The sequence below is a fragment of the Paenibacillus sp. FSL H7-0735 genome (genome assembly GCF_038008505.1).
Classification (GTDB): domain Bacteria; phylum Bacillota; class Bacilli; order Paenibacillales; family Paenibacillaceae; genus Paenibacillus_AQ; species Paenibacillus_AQ odorifer.
The window spans coordinates 5424809-5445132 of sequence record NZ_JBBOZH010000001.1; the positions used below are offsets into that span (position 1 = coordinate 5424809).

At 43.1% G+C, this 20324-nt stretch carries 17 protein-coding genes, 1 tRNA gene and 1 pseudogene; 4 read left to right on the forward strand and 15 right to left on the reverse strand.

Translation table 11 applies throughout. From position 1 onward, the window contains the following. The first annotated feature begins 149 nt into the window (after nucleotides 1-149). Nucleotides 150-1130: an MBL fold metallo-hydrolase gene (locus NSS82_RS24650; protein ID WP_076272231.1), complete on the forward strand. Its 981-nt coding sequence runs from the start codon at nucleotides 150-152 to the stop codon at nucleotides 1128-1130. Nucleotides 1131-1264: 134 nt separating this feature from the next. Here NSS82_RS24650 and NSS82_RS24655 read toward each other — a convergent pair whose 3' ends face one another. The 6 genes from NSS82_RS24655 to NSS82_RS24680 all read right to left on the reverse strand — a co-directional run bounded on the left by NSS82_RS24655 (nucleotide 1265) and on the right by NSS82_RS24680 (nucleotide 10097). Next, the gene (locus NSS82_RS24655) at nucleotides 1265-2695 is read right to left on the reverse strand and encodes a YfcC family protein (protein WP_076272232.1); all 1431 of its coding nucleotides are present in this window, start codon (nucleotides 2693-2695) and stop codon (nucleotides 1265-1267) included. 2 nt (nucleotides 2696-2697) lie between these two features. Continuing rightward, nucleotides 2698-4278 (reverse strand): amidohydrolase, encoded by a 1581-nt coding sequence (locus NSS82_RS24660; protein ID WP_076272233.1) that lies wholly within the window; start codon nucleotides 4276-4278, stop codon nucleotides 2698-2700. A gap of 90 nt (nucleotides 4279-4368) precedes the next feature. Continuing rightward, entirely contained in the window at nucleotides 4369-5082 is a 714-nt protein-coding gene (locus NSS82_RS24665) for a GntR family transcriptional regulator (RefSeq protein ID WP_076272234.1), read from the reverse strand. A 97-nt stretch (nucleotides 5083-5179) separates the two neighbouring features. Continuing rightward, nucleotides 5180-5992 carry a fructoselysine 6-kinase gene (locus tag NSS82_RS24670; RefSeq protein WP_076272235.1) on the reverse strand — a complete coding sequence of 271 codons (813 nt, stop codon included), beginning with the start codon at nucleotides 5990-5992 and terminating at the stop codon, nucleotides 5180-5182. 15 nt (nucleotides 5993-6007) lie between these two features. Then, nucleotides 6008-6976 (reverse strand): SIS domain-containing protein, encoded by a 969-nt coding sequence (locus NSS82_RS24675; RefSeq protein WP_038572772.1) that lies wholly within the window; start codon nucleotides 6974-6976, stop codon nucleotides 6008-6010. Nucleotides 6977-7502: 526 nt separating this feature from the next. Then, nucleotides 7503-10097: a fibronectin type III domain-containing protein gene (locus NSS82_RS24680; RefSeq protein ID WP_076272236.1), complete on the reverse strand. Its 2595-nt coding sequence runs from the start codon at nucleotides 10095-10097 to the stop codon at nucleotides 7503-7505. Nucleotides 10098-10398: 301 nt separating this feature from the next. Between NSS82_RS24680 and NSS82_RS32730 the strand changes: the two are divergent. Further along, nucleotides 10399-10806, forward strand: a pseudogene (locus tag NSS82_RS32730) (translation initiation factor IF-3); the annotation flags it as partial. Nucleotides 10807-11455: 649 nt separating this feature from the next. On the opposite strand, the gene NSS82_RS24690 reads toward NSS82_RS32730, so the two are convergent. The 7 genes from NSS82_RS24690 to NSS82_RS24720 all read right to left on the reverse strand — a co-directional run bounded on the left by NSS82_RS24690 (nucleotide 11456) and on the right by NSS82_RS24720 (nucleotide 18311). Next, entirely contained in the window at nucleotides 11456-13048 is a 1593-nt protein-coding gene (locus NSS82_RS24690) for a sensor domain-containing diguanylate cyclase (protein ID WP_076272237.1), read from the reverse strand. A gap of 1008 nt (nucleotides 13049-14056) precedes the next feature. After that, nucleotides 14057-14971: a phosphotransferase gene (locus NSS82_RS24695; RefSeq protein ID WP_038572780.1), complete on the reverse strand. Its 915-nt coding sequence runs from the start codon at nucleotides 14969-14971 to the stop codon at nucleotides 14057-14059. 203 nt (nucleotides 14972-15174) lie between these two features. Further along, entirely contained in the window at nucleotides 15175-15633 is a 459-nt protein-coding gene (locus tag NSS82_RS24700) for a GNAT family N-acetyltransferase (protein ID WP_339203594.1), read from the reverse strand. 418 nt (nucleotides 15634-16051) lie between these two features. Then, nucleotides 16052-16690 (reverse strand): hypothetical protein, encoded by a 639-nt coding sequence (locus NSS82_RS24705; protein WP_076272244.1) that lies wholly within the window; start codon nucleotides 16688-16690, stop codon nucleotides 16052-16054. 137 nt (nucleotides 16691-16827) lie between these two features. Beyond that, nucleotides 16828-16913: transfer RNA gene (locus tag NSS82_RS24710), tRNA-Leu, on the reverse strand. Nucleotides 16914-17072: 159 nt separating this feature from the next. Further along, entirely contained in the window at nucleotides 17073-17549 is a 477-nt protein-coding gene (locus NSS82_RS24715; RefSeq protein ID WP_052097266.1) for a WGxxGxxG-CTERM domain-containing protein, read from the reverse strand. Nucleotides 17550-17624: 75 nt separating this feature from the next. Further along, nucleotides 17625-18311: a M15 family metallopeptidase gene (locus NSS82_RS24720; protein WP_076272238.1), complete on the reverse strand. Its 687-nt coding sequence runs from the start codon at nucleotides 18309-18311 to the stop codon at nucleotides 17625-17627. Between the two features lie 116 nt (nucleotides 18312-18427). On the opposite strand from NSS82_RS24720, the gene NSS82_RS24725 reads away from it, so the two are divergent. Continuing rightward, nucleotides 18428-18592, forward strand: coding sequence for a hypothetical protein (locus NSS82_RS24725; protein WP_169744799.1), 165 nt, complete (start codon nucleotides 18428-18430; stop codon nucleotides 18590-18592). On the opposite strand, the gene NSS82_RS24730 is transcribed toward NSS82_RS24725, so the two are convergent. Both NSS82_RS24730 and NSS82_RS24735 read right to left on the reverse strand, forming a co-directional pair. Then, nucleotides 18589-18924 carry a YolD-like family protein gene (locus tag NSS82_RS24730; protein WP_076272239.1) on the reverse strand — a complete coding sequence of 112 codons (336 nt, stop codon included), beginning with the start codon at nucleotides 18922-18924 and terminating at the stop codon, nucleotides 18589-18591. The genes NSS82_RS24725 and NSS82_RS24730 overlap by 4 nt on opposite strands. 207 nt (nucleotides 18925-19131) lie before the next feature. Beyond that, complete coding sequence (locus tag NSS82_RS24735) at nucleotides 19132-19692, reverse strand: hypothetical protein (RefSeq protein ID WP_076272240.1); 561 nt, start codon at nucleotides 19690-19692, stop codon at nucleotides 19132-19134. Nucleotides 19693-19809: 117 nt separating this feature from the next. Here NSS82_RS24735 and NSS82_RS24740 point away from each other — a divergent pair, with 117 nt between their 5' ends. After that, entirely contained in the window at nucleotides 19810-20298 is a 489-nt protein-coding gene (locus tag NSS82_RS24740; RefSeq protein WP_036683346.1) for a PH domain-containing protein, read from the forward strand. Nucleotides 20299-20324 lie beyond the last annotated feature (26 nt).

Here is a 20324-nt window from a genome sequence, read left to right on the forward strand (position 1 = left end):
TCATACTAAACCGATATGATTTAATTGTCAATATACTTTTTTTCATCCTTTTTTCAATTAAAAAGCGTTGACACTGCGCTATTTCTGGATTATAGTTCATACTAATTTCACAATTCCGATAAATCAGATTAAATTAAAAGGAGATAAAGATGAACCATTCAGAGCTGCGCATACATCAAGTGAGATTACCTCTGCCCCTGCGTCTCAATCATATGAATAGTTATCTCATAGAGGATGAAGAGGGATGGAGCGTAATTGATCCTGGTTTAGCTACAGAGGATACCTTAACGGTCTGGACTGAAGTATTGAAAAACTATCATCTGACTTTCGGCGACATCAAAAGGATTATAGTGACTCATTATCATCCGGATCATTACGGCCTTGCAGGTCTGTTTCAGCAGTGGACGGATGCTGCTGTTTACAGCAGCATGGAAACATTTGAATGGGCAGATCGCATCTTTCACAGCGAATCTATCAGGAAGTCTGCTCAATTTAGCCTAAAGTGTGGGGTTCCAGGTTCGCTCGTAAACAAGATGAGTGAACACCATGAGGAACTGTTTACTTGGGTGAAGCCTATCGAGGGAGCCAAAGTGATCCTAGAACCAGAGGAGAACATTCTATTAGGAGGGAAGCAATTTCAAATTAAATTGGGTAACGGTCATGCGGAAGGGAGTATCGGCTTTCTTAACGAGTCAAGCAAATTATTCATAGGTGGTGACCTTCTGCTTGAGAAAATCACGCCTAATATTACGTATGATTACAGTACCAACACCAACCCCCTACAAGATTATTTTGATACCCTACAAATGCTGCGGACATTACAAATCCAAACTGTACTTCCTGGGCACGGCAAAGTATTTGAGTTAGCTGAATCGTTCATCGATGGCGTAATTAAGCATCATCTTGAACGTCTTCAGGAGATCCGGTCCATATGGAGAAACTTAAACGCCGAAGAACTCACCCCTTACGAAATCAGCACCTATTTATTCCCTAAGGTAGTCGATCCTGCTTCCCTAAATTTTGCGCTTGGAGAAACGGTAGCGCATTTGCGGTACTTACAGAAGAGGAATGAGCTTAGCATTATAGAACGAGATGAATCGTTATATTGTGTTTTGAACGATGTTCTATGAGTAGCGGGCGCTTTTTTTGTTTTTGAAGCATGGCCATATAACAGGTTTGTTTTGATGTAGGCTTCTGCCGTAAATAATGAAAAATCAAAAGCCATGCGGGAAATCCCGCATGGCTTTGCAATATTTTTTATCCACTACATGCCTACAGCTGAGGAAACTGCGGCAAAGATTGCCGCCACCAGCCAAAGAATCGGAAACAGCTTGAGAATTACCTTTAACCATTGTCCAAAATTGATCCGGGCGATGGCCAAACCTGCCAGCAGCACACCACCTGTTGGCGAAATGAGATTCGTTAATCCATTTCCAAATTGGTATGCGGTTACTACTGCTTCGCGGTTAACACCCACAAGATCGCCTAATGGTGCAAGCACAGGCATCGTCAAGGCCGCCTCTCCTGATGAAGAAGGAACCAAGAACGTAATAATATTATGCACGACCAGCATGATGGTGGTGAACAAGTAATTCGGCAAGCCCTCAAGCATAGTAGCCAGCCCATTCAAAATGGTATCGATAATCATCCCGTTCTCTGCAACGACGAGGATCCCCCGGGCCAAACCGATAATCACGGCAGCGTAGATAAATTCTCCGCAACCTTTAACAAAATTCTCGGCAATTTCCTTCTGACTCATCCGGGTGACAATCCCCGAAAAAATCCCAAGTACAAAGAAAAGCGCTCCGATCTCGGTCATATACCAGCCTTTGCTCAGTATTCCCCAGACAATTAGCCCCAAGGTAAAGATGAAGCCTCCAATAATTAATTTATCCCGGTTCGAGAAACTTACATCTATCCCTTCGTTCTCCTTGATGAAGTGTTGGCGGTTTAGAATATCATTTTGGAATACCGCTGATTTCTCCGGATTCTTCTTCACCCGCTGCGCATACCACATCGTAAAACCAATCGATATCGCAGTAAAAACAACCCATTCAATAAATCTGAGCCATAGCTGTGGATTTCCCTGCACCCCTGCTACGCCTTGCGCAATCAATACAGAGAAAGGATTAACGGTTGATCCGACATAGCCGATCTGTGTTCCGAGAAATAGAATGAGAATCGCCGTCATGGAGTCAAAGCCCAAGGCAAACATTAACGGTATAAAAATGGCATAAAGCGGAATGATTTCTTCACTCATTCCAAAGGTTGAACCCCCCAGGCTGAAAATCACCATGGCTATCGGAATCAGTAATATCCCTTTACTTTTGAGTCTTCCGGCTAGAGCCATCAGTGCCCGATCAATCGCCCCAGTCTGCAGAATAATTCCAAAAGCTCCCCCTACAATCAGGACGAAGGCGACGACATCAGCAGCATTGATGATTCCTTCTAACGGCGCACTGGCAATTTGGGCAAGTCCTTGTCTCAAATCCCCTTGCTCACTGATTTTGGGAACGGTATGATAGGTTCCCGGGATAATGGCTGTTCTGGAGGAACCATCCACCAGCACTTCCTGACGGTCAAATTGGCCGCTCGGGACAATCCAGGTTAATCCGGCAATAGCCACGATAATCAGAAAAATCAATGTATAACTATGAGGAAGGGACCATTTTATTTTACGTTTAACCGTTTCCATTTCTACCCCTCGTTCCTGGCAGCATCATAGGTGATTTGACCGGCGGTAATTGTCAAAATCACACGTGCATCTCTAATCTCGGTTGCAGCTGTATCCAGAAGATTACGGTCAAATACAGCGATATCAGCAGCTTTTCCAACTTCCAAGGTTCCTGTACTTTCCATACCGCAATGTCTGGCCCCGTTAATCGTCCAGGCCTTTAGGACTTCTGATGCCGGCATCCCCTGCTCGGAATTCCAGCCTCCCGGAGGGGATCCATCAGGGAACAACCGAAAAGAAGCCGCATACAGCGAATCAGGAACACTGGTGAGGAAAAGCGGCAAATCTGTACCTATCGTAATCGGTACATTGGCCTCAAGCATGGACTTGTAATTATAAAACCGGCTTTCATTCTCTTTTCCGGCCACAGCAGCCATATAAGCATCCTCATAAGAAGGATTTAAGAGCAAGATCTGGGCATATACCTCGGCAAAAATCCCGTTCTCCCCCATCCTCTGAATGTCTTCGGGATGTGGATATTCCAAATCGCTGATTGAATGCCTAATCCGCTGTGCTCCCCGGTTACGATTGCAATCTTCGATCATGTCTACTGACTTACGAATTGCTGCATCCCCCTCAGCCGTTAGACAGCATTTGATTCCATGGCTGTCTGCTGCCCGAAATGCCTCTTCTAACCCTTCGTAGTCAACTGACTGCAAGTTTGTAACACCTGGCATATCCGCATAAGGCTCCAGCATATCTCCCGTATGATCAGCTACCACACCATCCAACATCAGCTTATATCCCTGAAACCGAAGAAATTCTCCTTGATAACGCTCTTTGTACTGCAAACCCGTGGAAATATCAAGCGGCTGCAATACAGGTTCAAGCGCAAAATGGACCCGCAACGGCAGCTCTCTCGCTGCTTCCAGCTCTTCAAGGACCGGCAGCAAACCGCTATGCCTGTCAAAGCCTATATCTTTTATCGAAGTGACACCCCGTTTAGCAAGCACTCGGGCAAAGTCCAAAAACTCTTGTCTGACTAATTCCTGATCCTGCATCATGTCATAAAGGAGGAGGGCGCGTGATTCCGCGCTGCATTGGTCAGGGAGAAACTGATACTTATCCTGAGCAAGCTTGTTCATCCAACAATAGCTTTTCGTCAGATTAATGGCGATTACAGCCCTTTCAGTAAAAGCTTCGTCTAATAAGCTTTGCCCCGGAAGCTCGCCCCAACAACCTTCACTCCACCCGTAAGCGTATACATTTTGCTTTGAGGGTATTTTTTCTGCTTCTTGTTTAAGCAACTCTAAAGCCTCTTGAATTGTAGCGACATTCGTCAGATCCACTCCACGGTGCATGGACATGTAACCGGTAAAAAAAACATGGTTATCATGTATACCAGGCATAATGAACGCATCCTTCAGATGATGAACAAATGTTGCCGGTCCTATCCATTCCTCTGCTTCTGCCGGGATTCCAACCGCGACGATTCGCTCCCCTTGCAGGGCAATAAATGCCGGTGAAGCGCCATCTTCTATTCCTGTAAATACTGCATTAGACAACAGTACCCGATCTGCAAAACCATGTTTAACTGCTTCCATGATTTCAACGCCTTTCTGCCGATTAATAATACGACTTATAACGTTATATCGAAGCTTCTGCTTCCCGCTTACCGCAAGAAGCAGAATGAATTATAAAGTAAATTGATAACGGTCACCGATAATGTACTGCTTGCCTACATGAACCGGCTGACTGTCCTGATCATAAATAATAGTGTTCATATAGAACAAAGGATCACCAATGGGAATCTCCAGTAATTTTGCTTGCTGTTCATCAGCCAAGGTGATTTGCAACACCGTTTCTCCCGGCTGATTGGGATAAATATGATAACGTTTCCGCAGCAGCTCATATACCGATCCTTCAAGCTTTTCATCCATTAAGAAAGAAAAACGGTCATACGGATAATAGTTATTTTCCAGCATTAGGGGTCTTTCGCCAGCATATCTTTTACGTTGAATATATAACACCGGTTCACCCTGCTGTATTTGCAGCCGCTCCGCGGTTTCCTGATCGGCTTTAAGTTTAGTTCTCTCCGTAACGACGCTGTGTGATGAAACACCATTGGCTTTGCAGGCCGCCGTAAAACTGATGACATGCTCAATCTTGCGGCCGATCTTTTGTGCGTTGACAAAAGTGCCCTTGCCCTGGCGTTTCGTCAGATATCCCTCATTCACCAATTCCTCTATAGCTTTCCTAACAGTAATTCGGCTGACATTATATGTTTCACTAAGCTCAATTTCAGTAGGAATTTTATCTCCTGAATTAAAGGTACCGTTCGCAATGGCGGATTGGACCGCTTTTTTCAATTGAATATATAATGGCTCTGCCTGCTCTGAATTTAACATGATTTACCCTCACTTGTTATATAACGTTATATTACTCTATTGTTAGAGTAACAAACGATCCTCTTTTTCACAAGCAAAGATAAGTACACATCCGTTGTTAATAAGAAGCCCCGAATCCAAAGGAACCTTCCACCATACAGCTCTTGGCAGCTAATCTGGAGCCTTCCCGCATAGCAGCTTGAATATCACCATCCTTAATCATACTCATTAAAAAGGCAGTAATATAAGAGTCGCCTGCTCCCATCGTATCAACAGCCTCAATAAGCTCAGGGGTCTGATAATAAAAGCTTGCTCCATCATAGGCAATGGATCTGTCTCCCCCGCGTGTTGCCACCAATACTTGGCCTTCTCTTCTGCGTTTAGTCTCAATAAAATTCTGCGTCTCTTCATCTGTCATATGGCTGCAGGAAAAGAAAGCAAAATCTGCATTGCCAATATACCGTTCTACCTGCGCATCCTCGAAGTCATCGGAGAAATCAAAAGAGAGGGGAATTCCCAGTGCATTCAGCTCCGCAAGCAAATGTCCGGTGTGACTATAAAGCCCTGTATGGATGATATCAAACCCGCGGATATATTCTCTGTCGGCTTCACTCAACGCTATTAGATTCAGTCTGGTAACCCCGCCTTCGTTGCTGCCCAGAAATACTCGTTCCCCATTCTCTAAGGTTACCCGTGCACATCCATTCTCTCCGCTATGATGTCTGCAATGTGAGATATCGATTTCCAGCTGCTGCAGCGTATTTTCCACAAGACGTGCCTCGTCATCATCGCCGAAAACACCGAGGAAAGCCGCGTCAGCTCCTTCACCTTTGGCGAAAACACTAAAGTTGAGCGCATTGCCGCCGGGATACATCGTACGCTGATGAACATACTTGTCTACCACATTATCGCCAATACCTAGAACTTTCATGGTTTATCCTCCCGATTAGTAGGCTACTTTCCCCATATAACGGCGGGTTTCTAGCGGATGATTTCTCACCTCGGCAAGAGCCTCGCGATAGACACAAATGATACTGTAGAATAATACCGGATTAAAGAATTCCACAACTTCATCAGCAATTGTACCAATTCCCAGCTCTTTAGCATCAATCACTTCGACTTTCTCTGCATACTGATTCAGGAAAGTCCGTGCCCGTTCATCCAGCTCACGGGTGCGCCCTTCATTAATCATTAGGATGAATGGGGTTTCTTTATCCGTCACTTCAAAAGGACCATGGAAGAATTCACCGGAGTGAATCGCCGCAGCATGCAGCCATTGCATTTCCATCAAAGAACAGATTGCAAATCCATAAGCATGTCCGTACGAAGCTCCACTCGTCAAGATATAATAAAGCTCCTCATTACGGTATTTGTTGGCAAACACACGGGCACGTGGAGCGACCTGCTTTTTACCCTGGTTAATAATGCCATCGATGGCTTCCAATCCTTTTTGAAAAGCTTCAACATGCGCATACCCTTCAGCCGCATCTAACAATTGAGTAGCGAGATCCAGAATGATAGCCATCGGGTTATTTTTCACATTGCTATCATCTCCCCATTCATACAAGAAAGAATAATCAGAGTAATTCAGCAGCGCAGCTTCCTTGTTATGGGTTAGGCCAATGGTGTGCGCTCCATGCTGTTTGGCTACTTGCGCCGCAGCTACCGATTCCGGTGTATTTCCGCCATGGGAACAAACGATTACTACCGATTGTGTGCCCAGACGTTTAGGCAATGCATGAACAAACTCATTCGCCGTATAGAGCCCTGCTACCAGTTTCTTCGCTTCACTATCCAAAAAATATTTCGCGGGATACATATCAACCAGTGAACCCCCACAAGCTACAAAATATACCTCTGAAATCCCCTCTGCCACTTTTTCACGGATACTTTGAACAACCTGATTTGTATTCATTTGATTCTCTCCTTTGATATAACGTTATATAACGTATTGTTTACGAGATAAATATAACCGCTTTCAAAAATGCTGTCAACTATTAATTTATTCAGGTATATTTGAGAAATCGAAGAAACCAGAAGACAAGGATAAGCCATAAGCTAAATGCCGGAGGGTAAATGTTTGTAGGGTTAGAGATCACCAAACCCAATAGATAAGAAGGATTGAGAAGCTGAGTTAGAAGACAAGGAGAAAAACCGCAATAGAGAATCCATGCAATCGCTATGTGCCTAACCTTAGAGGTGAAGATGCACGTGCACAGTTCGTAGTGTACTCACTGCAGACGGAGGGGAAAACGAAGAAGCTACAATTGCGTTTGATAGTCTCGTTCATATCAGCGATTGGAGCAACAGTCCGTTCGCGGAGCGTCTGTCAAATCAACAACTTCAACCCTACTATGAAACAAAGGGTGTCCCAGCCACCATTTGCATGGCTTTTGGGACACCCACTTTCACTTATTACTACTTATTACTACTTATGATTGTTATTCTTTTGAGGATGGTGGTGTTGGCACTGATGTATATTCATTTACTTCAAAAGTAATGATTTTATCGTAAATAATATAGTCTTTACGACTTTTAAAAGGACCTTTGTTATTGGACTGTTTGTCGATTGCAAAGGTTACAGGACCCACGCCTTTACCACGATTCTCATACCATTCCACGAAAGCATTAACTACTGCGATGGACACATCATATTCTTTCTGCTCTCCGGTATTAAGCATAATGAACAGGAGAGCTCTGTCACCATTGTCTTCACCCACATCACCCACGTTAGGCTTAGCGGAAGCTTCATTTGAATTGGCACTCTCCGTTTGTCCGTACAAAGCAGTCACTACATAATAATAGGTTGTTTCGTTCACTACATTGGTATCCAAATAGGTTAGTGTGGTTGAAGGAACAGTAACTAATTTCAAAGAATACGGCCCTCCTGCTGCTGTTCCACGTTTCACAATGTATCCAGTAGCACCATTTACAGCTTCCCACTTTAACGTTACCTGTTTGTTTCCACCTACCGCAGTGAGATTCGTCGGTACTTTCATTTCAAAATTAGGTGTAGCAGAAACCTCATTGGAGAGGCCGCTTTCGCCTGTACCTATTTTCCCTATAACAGTATAATAGTAGGTTTCACCATTTATAACATTACTATCCAAGTAGGTGTAAGTAGTGCCTGTAACGGTTTGGATATCAATGTAAGGACCACCCGCTGTGTCACTTCGTTTTACAATGTAACCTGTAGCATTAGCCACGGCAGCATCCCAATTCAAAGTAACTTTAGCATTCCCAGCAGTCGCAGTAAGATGCGGAATTGGGCTTGCCTCTCCGAAAACGTTGAATTCACGTACATACAAGTTGGCAGTAGTCGTTGATTTGATTACAACGGTATACACACCTGTTAAACGACTCGGAAGTGTTTCAATTACATCATTCGCAGCAGGAGTGTATTCACCGATTTTGATATTATTTTTGTCGTAGAATTGTACGAGTGATTTATAACTACTCGACGCGTTATTTATAATAACCGCTTCAATATCCAGTGGTGCAGAGAACGTATACCAAGCAATGTTTGTACCCATATTTTTTAATGTAGCTGCATTGTTATCTGTTAATTCTCGCACTGTATTAGCTGTCGTGCCTACCGATGCGCCTACATTGATTGGCAATCTATCTAATAATCCTCCGGTATATTTCGTTGCATTGGGTTGCGCACTCATCACATTTGAATTTCCGCTTTCACCTGCTTCATTGTTACTAGTGACGACATAGTAATATGTTGTTCCATTTGTAACCGTGGAATCGCTGTAGCTTGTTCCCTTTACATCGGTAGCGATTGTTGCGAATGGTCCAGTAGCTGATGTAGACCGTTTGACGTTATACCATTTTGCTCCAGTCGAAGTCCAAACAATTTCAGTTAATTTATCCCATCCTGCAGAAAAACTAATTGTCGGTGCATAAGGTGCAGCCGTTGGATTTGAGAATAGGTTGAATTCACGTACATATAAGTTGGCAGCAGACGTTGATTTAAGCACAACCGCATATACACCTGTTACAGGACTCGAGAGTGTTTCTACTCCATCATTCGTAACAGGAGTGTACTCACCGATTTTAGTATTATTGTTATCGTAGAATTCTATCTTTGAACTATAGCTGCTCGACGCGTTATTTATAATAACTGCTTCAATATCTTGTGGTGTAGAGAACGTATACCAAGCAATGTTTGTACCCATGTTTTTAACTGTAGCGGCATTGTTATCTGTTAATTCTCGCACTGTATAAGCTGTCGTGCCTACCGATGCGCCTACATTGATTGGCAATTTATCTAATAATCCTCCGGTATATTTCGTTGCATTGGGTTGTACGGCAGCCGATACAGTGGAGTTAACACTTTCACCTGCTTCATTACTAGAGGCGACGACATAATAATATGTTGTACCATTTGCAACTGTAGTATCGCTGTAGCTTGTTCCCTTTACATCGGTAGCAATAGTAGCGAATGGTCCAGTAGCTGATGTAGAGCGTTTGACGTTGTACGCTTTCGCTCCGGTCGAAGTCCAATTAATTTCAGTTACTTTGTCCCATCCTGCAGAAAAACTAATTGTCGGGACATTAGGTACAGCTGTTGGAGTTGTGTATACGTTGAATTCACGTACATATAAGTTGGTAGCAGACGTTGATTTAAGCACAACCGTATACACACCTGTTATGGGATTCGAAAGTGTTTCTACTCCATCATTCGTAACAGGAATGTACTCACCGATTTTAGTATTATTGTTATCGTAGAATTCTATCTTTGAACTATAGCTGCTCGACACGTTATTTATAATAACTGCTTCAATATCTTGTGGTGCAGAGAAAGTATACCAAGCAATACTTGTACCCATGTTTTTAACTGTAGCGGCATTGTTATCTGTTAATTCTGAGACAGTATAGGAAGCACTACCTACACTGACTCCCACATTCATAGGAAGACCATCCAATACTCCCCCTTTGTATGTAGTTACCGCTGCCGAAGCTGATAGCGGTGGAATCAATTGAAACAGCATTGCAAAGACTACAAATAAATAACTAATTTTTTTCAAGCTTGTTTCCCCCTGTATAGTTAAATTTTGGTTATTGCGATCAACTTATATTATAATACTGCAAGGTGGAATAATTGTGAATACTTACACAAACAGTTTATCCCTTCCAAGGAATACTTTGTGAACGTTTATATCCAGTTAGATCCATTAAAGGGAATACATGATTTTATAATTGCCAAAGACTATGGGACCAACATCAATGTGCATTACTTACAAGTAGATAATTGAACCAAAATCATGTTCCATATATGATAGCTTTATCATTTTTTTCAAGAGAGGCCTCAGTTTTGTGACAATATAAATCAATGAACAGATAAGAGCATTGGAGGTGGTGTTGACCGGACTTAGGGGCGAGAAGCTCGGGGTCGCCTCCAGAGAGGAGGCGCTGGCAATGGCCCGTTCGCAAAGGAGCATATTTGGTGTGCACCTTGCCGATGAGTAGCCTGCCGCCGTGCAGCCTGATGGCGAAAGGCAAGGAAAAGCGGCGGCGTTCAAGGCGGATACCGGACGAATGTCCAGGTGAAACAGTAAAGAGAAGGTCAAGGAACTGCGCTTCACCGCGCATATCGAAGAACATAATGATGACACGAAGCTTTGCCAGGCAGACAAACATCTCCGCTCTGGCAAGCCGGTACAGTTGGTCGTTAGAGCATCGGGCGCAAAGGAAGCCACTGCCTCGAAGGCAGTACTGGAGCGTCTAGTGGCCGATGCGATGTACCTTAATTGAAAGAAAATGTGCGCAAAGAACAGTTAACTAAACTCCAAACTTATGATTTTCATCCCTAGCCGCGAAATATATGTTGGGTTTGTCTACTTATTTGAACCCTCAAATTTCGGAGCGTCACTGCCGGTTTCACGAATATCAACACTGGTGCGGATGTGGGTTGTGCAAATAATTTACCGCAAGGTGGAAAACAATATCTTACTAAACCGAATTCCAGCACCGCATATGGGGCTCAGGCGAGTACTTTCAGCACAATTGAATATGCGCAGATGAGTGTGGTTGACGGATAACTCCTCAAAACCCACCTACTAAGGCGGATTCTTCTAACTGCTCATATGATTCTGTTGAATCAGGGAAATGTTCACAAAGCATTGACGTGCATGGTGTAATCAAAGATTGTATGTTCATTGAGGTTATTCGCTTTCTTCTAATTGATAAACTGTTTAATGCTCTTCCATTGTTGATAGTGCTGCCTTTAACTTTTGTTAAACGTATAACCATTAAAAAGTCTCCTTTACTGTTTAATCAGATACAGTAAAGGAGACTTATATACTTCTACGCAAATTCTGTATTTCTAAGGTTTTCACTATGATGCCGGGGACGTGGCAAGTACCGCATATTTCGAGCCATTGTTTCAAACATCAGCGACCATCGTCCGGTTTCTTCCCCTGCTCTTGGCCAGGTATAACGCTTGATCCGCCTTCTCCAGCAGCCCCTCCCGCTCCAATGCATGAATAGGATAATGGGCGATTCCTAGAGAGATCGTAACCTGTGTCGGGATTGGCCCCCTGCTTTGTTCCATTGCCCGCCGGACTCTTTCAGCTATGGTGAAGGCTTCCTCGAGTCTAGTGTGGGCTAGCAAGATGATGAACTCTTCACCGCCGTAGCGGTGGCAAACATCGTCTGGACGAAACGAGGTAACTATAACATTGGCTACATGTTTCAGCACTTCGTCGCCGATGAGATGGCCGTAGGTGTCGTTCACGAGTTTGAATTTGTCTACATCCAGCACAATGAGCGAAAATGGTTGTCCTGAGTCAATCCACTGACTCATCGTATACTCTAAGGATCTTCGGTTCATTAAACCGGTCAGAGCATCCGTCGTAGCCTCTTGGGTCAGTTGATCCGTCTGCTTCTGAATATCCGTCACGGCAAGCAACACAGCCTTGGTCAGCAGATCTGCCTCTCGGCTCCATTGCGGCTTCGCTTCTGGCAATTCAATCTTCTCCTTGCCCATCCTGCTCACCAGATTTGCCAGGTACACAAAAGGCCGGGCCAGCTTGCGTGCTACGAGAATGACGCCCATCAGGAGTATAATGAACGGAAACAACGAATACCAGAGAATGGTCCGAAGGTGCCCCATCAGTTGATGATGGATGACACTAATCGGCGAAACGACCACAATTCCCCATCCGTTGGCTGGAACGCTGGAGTATCCGGCAAGCATTTCAACGTCACGGGTGTTACGCACTTGCTGTTCCCCACTCTCCCCATTCATGAGTTTCTGCACAACCTTGTTATTGCTAACATCCTCCCCAATGAGCTGCTTATCCGGGTGGTACAACAGATGCCCGCTTGAATCCACAATATAATAATAGGAGCCAGAATCGTCCACGTTATTATCGCCAAAAATCATAGACAAAATATTGTTCTCCTGCAGATAAAATGTGCCGCTCAAAATACCGCGATATGTACCATTCTTGCTAAAAATCGGCTGACTCATAAAAACGATTAGTCTCTTGGTGGTTTGGGTCATGTAGGGGGAGGATATGTAAGGTTTTTTTAACGCCAGAGCTTCCAAACCGACCTTAGAAGTAATATGGTTTCCTACTGACCCCAAACTAGCCGGTACTACATTGCGGATCAGCCCGTCAGCATCGAGCACGGCGATAGAATTGAAGTAATTGCTACTATTGCGCATCAGTTCCAAATTATCATCCACTTGCTTGGGTGTTAAGGTTTCGTCATCGGAGAGTGTTTCAGCACTGTATTCCAAACTGCTGCGCATGGACTGAAATAAGGAATCCATTGTTTTGGTCATTCGGTCAGCGTTGTAGTAATTCAGATGGAGTGTAGTCTCCATCAATGATTGTTTTTTAGACTCGTAAGAGCCAATCAGAAGAATGCTTGAGGTTAGTAGAACCACCAGCGTGACCAAGCCCGTAAGCAGCGATGTGAGACTGAGCTTTTTACTTTGACGCGGCTCGGCTCTTCTCAGTGTAAGCAAACTTTAACCCTCCTTGGTTCTTGAAAACTAGATTAATCAATAATACAACAAATTAAGATGTTATTCGACAGTAATCAATGGGCTCGGATCTCTCATACCACTGTGCGTACCGTTTGATATACGGCGGTTCATGAAAACTTCCATGCTAAAAACTCCCCTCCAGAGCTTGTGATTAGACAAGCACTGAAAAGGAGTGTTATCACCCTGAGTCCTGTGTGTTTGAATGTGATTCCCAGATATACAGAACCTTAGCTTTTGATGGAAGCTTTACTCAAGAAAAACAAAAAAACCTTGATTTCTCAAGGTTTTCACTATGATGCCGAGGACGGGGGTCGAACCCGTACGGTACTCACGTACCGCAGGATTTTAAGACATGGGTTTTTATTGATATGATATGGAACTAAACTCAATAACCTAGTCATATCAAGGACTCAACCCGTTCTTATATTGTTCTCATTTGGACTGGTTTCTACTGGTTGACCTAGAGTCTGTCCCCAGTTCGTCCCCTGCGATTATTTAACAAAACCTTGTATTATAAAGATAAAAATACCACTTATACTATAACCAGAGTTTTGATCCCTTGCAACAGAAATTAAAATCTGTGCAAGGGCTTTTATTTTTTTTTTGGGGTTAGTGCCTGACCTGGTTAATATCTATTTGGTGTAATTGCTTTACTTACTTTGCTCTCATTAATTTGCATATCTAATAAAATCCTAAATGTAATCTATCAATTACTTGATACATGTTAAAATATCTTTGGTTACAGAGAAACGCAAAACCCCACCAGTATAATCACTGATGAGGCATATTTTTACAATCGTATCGGTTGGGTGTCTTATGTCTATATTGAGCTAACGTTTCCCGTTAGCGCAACGACTTACTCTGTTGGATTTCGTGTTCCTCAACATAAAGCGGTATCAGAGAAGGCGGATCGTACCTTATCGCGGCCTTTAAACGACAAAATGGTGCCGATAGCCATAGCCCCATAGCCGCAACGAAATAATGAGCCTAATCCGACAATGCCCGCATGATGTTGGATTTCGCCTCTGCCGCAATTGCTTCATTCCCGTCATCGACCGCTTGCATTAAGATCAGTATGGGGATGTATACCGCGATTAGCCGCGCCAGCAGCTTCGTTTCCTCGTCCGCTCCTCCGTACGTTTCGAAAAACACGCCGCGAGCGTAAGGTGGTAAAAAGCTATAAGCAACGCTCAAATCGCAAGCCGGATGGCCTACGCTCAGATCGCCCCAATCAATGATGCCGGAAACGATCCCGTTCTCATTCACAAGCATATTTTTGAAATGAAGATCGCCATGTAGCAGTGCATTCACCGCCTCGACACGGTCCTTTTGCAGCCTGCTAATATACGCTTCGATCACACCGGACTCCTCCGGCGACAAGTGTTCAACCACCTTCGATAGAAAGCCCTCCAATTTCACTTTGCGCGATGCTATGTCCGTCAAGTTTCGATGATCTTGCTGAACTCCGCACTTCAGCGCCGCCTGCACCGGAAACTCATGCAATCTCCGCAAAAATTTCGCCAGCGTCTCTGCCGATAAAGCCCGGCGTTCTTCCGTCAAACCGATTGGGAAATCTCCTAGCACGTAGGCATAGCCAAGAAATGGTGCCGGGTATTCGTCACTTGCTTCGCCATAAAACAACGGTTTCGGATAGGGGATGGTTATATATGCCTCCAGCTTTGGCAGCAGCTTCCCTTCCATACGAATCGAGCCAACTGCAATCGTTCTTCTTGGAAACCGGAACACGTACTCGTCACCGATGAGAAAAACCGTATTGTCCCAGCCCCAGCCCAGTCGCTTCACTTGCTTCGATGACAGCTGAGGGAATTGTCTGCCGATCAGCGTCCGCGCCTGCTCTTCGTTAACCTCCCACTCCGCATCCCATACATTCGTTCCTCCCATGAATTGTCTGCCTCCTCGTTCCTTACGTTATTTAGATGTTTACATTCCCTAAAAGTTACGCATAACTGCCCGTTAGCTTAAATGAAAAAGCAGCCGGTTGTTTGAGCGGCTGCTTACATGTTTTTATTAAATTAACGTTTCCCATTAGCTTAATGATCATTTACTGATTCAGTACACAAGGGGCATTTGAAATTCCCCATATATTAGTTATCAAGTATTTTTTCCATTATCGCATTTCCATCATTGTTCTCAACTTCTTTATATTTTAGTTTTTTATATAGATTGTAGGCTGGTTCATTGAAATTAAATACACTAAGTCTGAGTTTTCTAATTCCTTTATCTTTGGCATCCTGCTCTATCAATTTCATAGTTTCAAATCCATATCCCTTATTTCTGTAATTTTGCTTAACCAAAAAATCACAAATGAATCCTGATGTATTCTCTTTTTCATACCAAATAAAACCAATTTTTTCTAAACTATGATTTATCATTACATATAAATAATTATTTTTTGTTGATAAACCCATCGGAAGTAGTTCATTGAATTCTTTTTCAGCACATTTATAAGCATCTTTATCGCTACTCATTTTAGATTTGATTAAATCTTTTGCATAGTCATTAACAGACCACTCTTTAAATTTTTCAAATTCATTTTCTGTCATATTTCGAATCTTTATCATTTATTAACCCCTATTCATTTAAATTTCTCGTTCGTATTTTTTCACAAACATGTTCGAGTTGTATAAAAGAAATTCCACTAAATAATCTTTTGCATAAGGCAACAAAATGTTGCGAATGAATTACTTTAAAAGTTTTTTGGGGCCGCTCTTTCAGATAATGCCATATTTACGAACTTCGTAAATAATTCCATATGTAGAGTATTCGCGAATTTATTGAGCCATCCTGCCCGAATCTAATTAGCTTTTCGTTCATCCTCAATTCCAAACAGTACAACAGATGCTTGCCCCACTGGATTTAACTCTATTTTTCACACTTCTTCTGTAAGGCTATTCCAAGCTATTTAACTTATTGATGACATTCTGAAGTCCCTATTTTGTTGACTTCTTGAAACAGAAAATTTCAAATTACTACTCCTAGTTTTGAGAGAACCCGATCCATTTCATCAAAATGTTCTTTGTCGCTTGAAGCAAAAATCAAATTAAAACTATCGTCATTATTCATCACCGTTATTATGCTGTCATCGTAATTCCCATAAAATTCGATGCCAATCCAATGCCGAAAGGAAATATCTTTGTTTTTAAAATTTTCACGAATAAAATCCAAGTCGGTTTGTTCAATGGAATAAAACGATTCACAGCCGTATTCAAGAGCGAATACGGTTTGCAAATAGGCCATCGCATGAAAAAAATCGGTCAATGCTTCAAATTCCATTTTCCATACCTTTTCATCGCAACTCATATAGACAGGGGGATTGGACCTGGATAAATCGTTCCTATGGATTCCCCAGACACAGGCACGCTGATTCTCGCAATAAAAAATTAAATATTCGCTATGCTTGAAGTATTGGAATTGCTCGGGCTTGATCAAACTATCTTGCGTATGATTCAGCCGCTCGTCTTTACCGAGTTCCAAATAATAATCTATAAACACCTGGGGCAATTCACCGAAATTATTTTTAATGGTTTGTATCTCATCATGACTAAACCCGTTTCGTTTCGTAATATGAAACAGCTTTTTAATCATTGTAAAATCAGTCATCCGCATCACACCTTATCCTTGTATAATTTGCTATCGATTGACTAAATTTGTCCAATATTATCATCCTTTGTTAAGGAATTTTTTCCGAAACCAATAAAAAACAAAAAAACCTTGATTTCTCAAGGTTTTCACTGTGATGCCGAGGACGGGGGTCGAACCCGTACGGTACTCACGTACCGCAGGATTTTAAGTCCTGTGCGTCTGCCTGTTCCGCCACCCCGGCATATTATGTGTTGAAGCTTCATACGTTGTTCACATATAACGCGACAAGAAATATAATATCATGAATATCGATAACGCGCAATCCTTTTTCGAAAAAAATTTATTTACAATAAAAATAACCCGTTCAGCCTAAACCGACACGGGTTATTATAGACGGGGATTATCTACGCTCGTCACTTCTGCTTCTCATTCCGGCAAGACCCAAAAGTCCAAGCAGACCGAGCCAGCCCCAGTTAGATCCTTTGTTAGTCGCAGCATTCGTTGTTGTACTAGTTGCACGGTATTTGCCGGTCTGTGTAGTGTTGGTTGCCGGGTTAACAGTGCTGTTGGTTCTGTAGTTATTGCGGGTGTCATTGTAGTTATTGGTGTTGTAGTTGTTAGGTCTGTAATTATCATCGATGCGGATCTTATCTTTCATAATGCTCTCATGCTGATTCATTGTTCCCGTGGTGCCATTCATTAGATTGCCTTCCGTATTCATCATCCGAGTGTGTTCCGCAGTGCCATCCATTCCGGTATTCGCGGCTGGGATACCGCCCAATGCTGCTGATCCAACGGCATTTGATGCATAGCTAGCTCCCATTAGACTCATTGACAGTACAGTACCGCATGCAAGGCTTGTTATCAGCTTGTTCACAGTGTTATGCCTCCCTTTAAGGTTAGTTATCACTGATAATTTCCCCTTGGACGGCACTGTCTATGCATGATGATTTTACTCTTTTACTACATTAACTGTCTTGGTCACAGCATCATAAGTAACCTTTGCTCCAAGTGCCTCAGCCAGCGCACGTATGGGCACATAGGTTATTCCGGTATCGAGAACGCCATCGGTAAGCTTGCGGCCGTTTAGGTTAATGGTCACTGTAACGTCTTTGTTCACCTGATCATCCCCTCCGGTAATCTTTTTTAAAGCCTCTTTGGCTTGGTCCGTCGTTGGACGTTTACCTGCCCGAAGTTGATCTATAGTTAAACCGAAAGTCATCTGCAGATGTGAATAGTCTTTAAAAGAAGTCCAGTCCCCGCCCCATTCTAATCCAAGCCGCTTAGCCTCCTGTACAACCTCTTGCCAATCCGCAGTCTTATCTTTATCACCATCACGTTTGATGTCCCAAGAAAGGCTAGTGCCATTCGGCAGCAAAATCGCAAAATCAAACGCAAGGCCATAATTATGATAGCTGGTACCGCCTTTAGCGTTGGTAACTATCGGCCCCGGTTTGCTTCTACCCTGCGCATACAAAGCATTTTGCTCAGCGATGGTCCGTAGACCCTGAGTAATAACGATAGGGACTCCTCTCGCATGGCTTTGCTGAATCAAAACATTCGCACCTGCCGCCAAGACAGGATGAAGCCCGACCAGACGCGCCGCGGATTTTTCCCTCAATTGCTCCAAAGTCAGCATAGAATCACCCCTTTGGTATATTCAATGATGCCGCTGTCCTATTTGCCTGTACCCCTGTCCCCTTAGGATGATTTCCACAAAAAAGGACAACATATTTAACGAAAGGTGGGAGACATATGGATATTCATAGCGATAGCTATAAAGTTGCAGCCCTTAGTGAACAGGAAGAAGCACTGGAAATTATTCGGAATGCTGAAGCTTCCATTGCACATCTGACCGGTAACCCTACCGTTACCTTAATCGCTTATGAGAAAAGCGAAGGCAACGGTTCTCAGCATTAAACGATGTAGACCTCGACAATATCATCCACATCGATCCACTTCCATTCCTCCGCCCACTGCAGCTTAAACTCACGCGAGTGGGTGTGAATGGAAGTCACAAAGCCACTTAACATCGTATTTTCAAAAGGATCAAACAGAACAACTGTCACTCGTACATGACTCCGCAACGACAAAGCCAGTGTACATTCGATCTCCTCCAGCTTTTGCTCATCCAGAATAGGCTTGATGCGGCGCAGCGTCTCCCGTTCATCTCTTATAATTCTTGTCTTATGCTCCGGCAGCATCATGCGGCTGCTTTCCCACAGCCCGTTTTTTTCCAGCTTTTTGCCCATGGTAACCCCTCCCTTATAATATATCTATTCTTCTGAACACGAACGTATGTTTGTATTATATCCGCATCTTCGCATATTAATCAATAATCAGGAAAAAGATACCTTTTTGAAGGAGCGCTTTTTATCCAAAAGATGTATATCAATGTATATCCATGTAAGCGCAGCAAAAAGACGCTGACAGATAAACTGTGCAGCGCCTGATTTGATTTATTCTTGAACAACATCTCCAGATACTGAGGTAGCTTCACCTTCGGAATCTATAAGTCCAGTTGCTTCTCTTGCCTCATTAAGCTTGGAGATACCGAACAACATCGCTATATCAGCTTTTTGATTCAATTCATTAAATTGCTCAGCCGTAACATTTGCGGAATCTGCGCCCTGAGAAGCCTCTTTTTTTAAAGAATAAGCACTTTCAAAGGAAATTTTAGACTCTTCAAGCAACTTACGAATGTCTTCAGGCAAGCTGGAGGAAATTTTTACTTTCTCGGCTTGATTCGATAAATCAGTTGCGGTACTCTGAAATTGCTTAATTTTCTTCTCCAACTGCTTGTCCGTGAGTTCTCCTGCTGAATAACCAGCAATGGCTTCGTTGAACTCCTCTAAAGAAGATTTTCCCGACTCTTCAAGTTTAGACATTTCATTGTAGAAGTTTTGCACAGTCTCCTGCACTTCTTCTTCCGTGGCAGGTGCCGATGAAGTTGAATTATTGCTGCAGGCGCTAAGGATGACAGTCATCATCAGCATTCCTATTAGTAAAGCTTTTTTCATTATTTATCCCTCCACTTAACAGGATAATGTCGGTTTGTGTAAAGCGCAAATGAAATATATGTAAAATGACTGTTATGTTATAATTATTTTAATTGTGATCAGAAAAGGAGGGTATTTATGCCTTATTGCACCACCTGCGGAGCGGAATACAAGCAGGGCGCTAAATTTTGTGGAGAATGTGGAACCAGCCTTAACGGTACCGCTCCAGTGACCGCCCATCGACCAGCAGAAGATAATCATGTCAATCAAGAAGTTGTGCTCTGGAAAGGCAAACCTGCCGGCATCTCAGATCGACTTAAAGGAATTATAGCTCTTAACACAACTTCATATACCATTACAAGTCAGCGCATTATGTTAAAGACCGGACTTATCGGTAAAAATGTTGAAGAAATCGAATTGCTGCGCGTACGCGATTTATCCGTAAAACAGTCTATCATGGACCGGATGCTTGGCATTGGGTCATTAACTGTATTTTCTGATGATGCCTCAGCGCCTCAGCTTCTTTTTCGAAAAATCCATGATGCCCAAACCGTCAAAGATGTTCTGCGCAAAGCCGTTCGTGACGAGAAGATCGCCAACAACATTAGCTACCGCGAACAAATTTAAGACGCTCATACGTAAAAAGGCCCCGG

Coding starts and splice junctions, on each gene's coding strand:
- NSS82_RS24665 (WP_076272234.1), bottom strand. CDS start 5,082: ATGTTAAATTCAGAGCAGGCAGAGCCATTATATATTCAATTGAAAAAA.
- NSS82_RS24670 (WP_076272235.1), bottom strand. CDS start 5,992: ATGAAAGTTCTAGGTATTGGCGATAATGTGGTAGACAAGTATGTTCAT.
- NSS82_RS24660 (WP_076272233.1), bottom strand. CDS start 4,278: ATGGAAGCAGTTAAACATGGTTTTGCAGATCGGGTACTGTTGTCTAAT.
- NSS82_RS24675 (WP_038572772.1), bottom strand. CDS start 6,976: ATGAATACAAATCAGGTTGTTCAAAGTATCCGTGAAAAAGTGGCAGAG.
- NSS82_RS24730 (WP_076272239.1), bottom strand. CDS start 18,924: ATGGGCAAAAAGCTGGAAAAAAACGGGCTGTGGGAAAGCAGCCGCATG.
- NSS82_RS24650 (WP_076272231.1), top strand. CDS start 150: ATGAACCATTCAGAGCTGCGCATACATCAAGTGAGATTACCTCTGCCC.
- NSS82_RS24655 (WP_076272232.1), bottom strand. CDS start 2,695: ATGGAAACGGTTAAACGTAAAATAAAATGGTCCCTTCCTCATAGTTAT.
- NSS82_RS24740 (WP_036683346.1), top strand. CDS start 19,810: ATGCCTTATTGCACCACCTGCGGAGCGGAATACAAGCAGGGCGCTAAA.
- NSS82_RS24735 (WP_076272240.1), bottom strand. CDS start 19,692: ATGAAAAAAGCTTTACTAATAGGAATGCTGATGATGACTGTCATCCTT.
- NSS82_RS24700 (WP_339203594.1), bottom strand. CDS start 15,633: ATGACAGAAAATGAATTTGAAAAATTTAAAGAGTGGTCTGTTAATGAC.
- NSS82_RS24725 (WP_169744799.1), top strand. CDS start 18,428: ATGGATATTCATAGCGATAGCTATAAAGTTGCAGCCCTTAGTGAACAG.
- NSS82_RS24705 (WP_076272244.1), bottom strand. CDS start 16,690: ATGACTGATTTTACAATGATTAAAAAGCTGTTTCATATTACGAAACGA.
- NSS82_RS24720 (WP_076272238.1), bottom strand. CDS start 18,311: ATGCTGACTTTGGAGCAATTGAGGGAAAAATCCGCGGCGCGTCTGGTC.
- NSS82_RS24695 (WP_038572780.1), bottom strand. CDS start 14,971: ATGGGAGGAACGAATGTATGGGATGCGGAGTGGGAGGTTAACGAAGAG.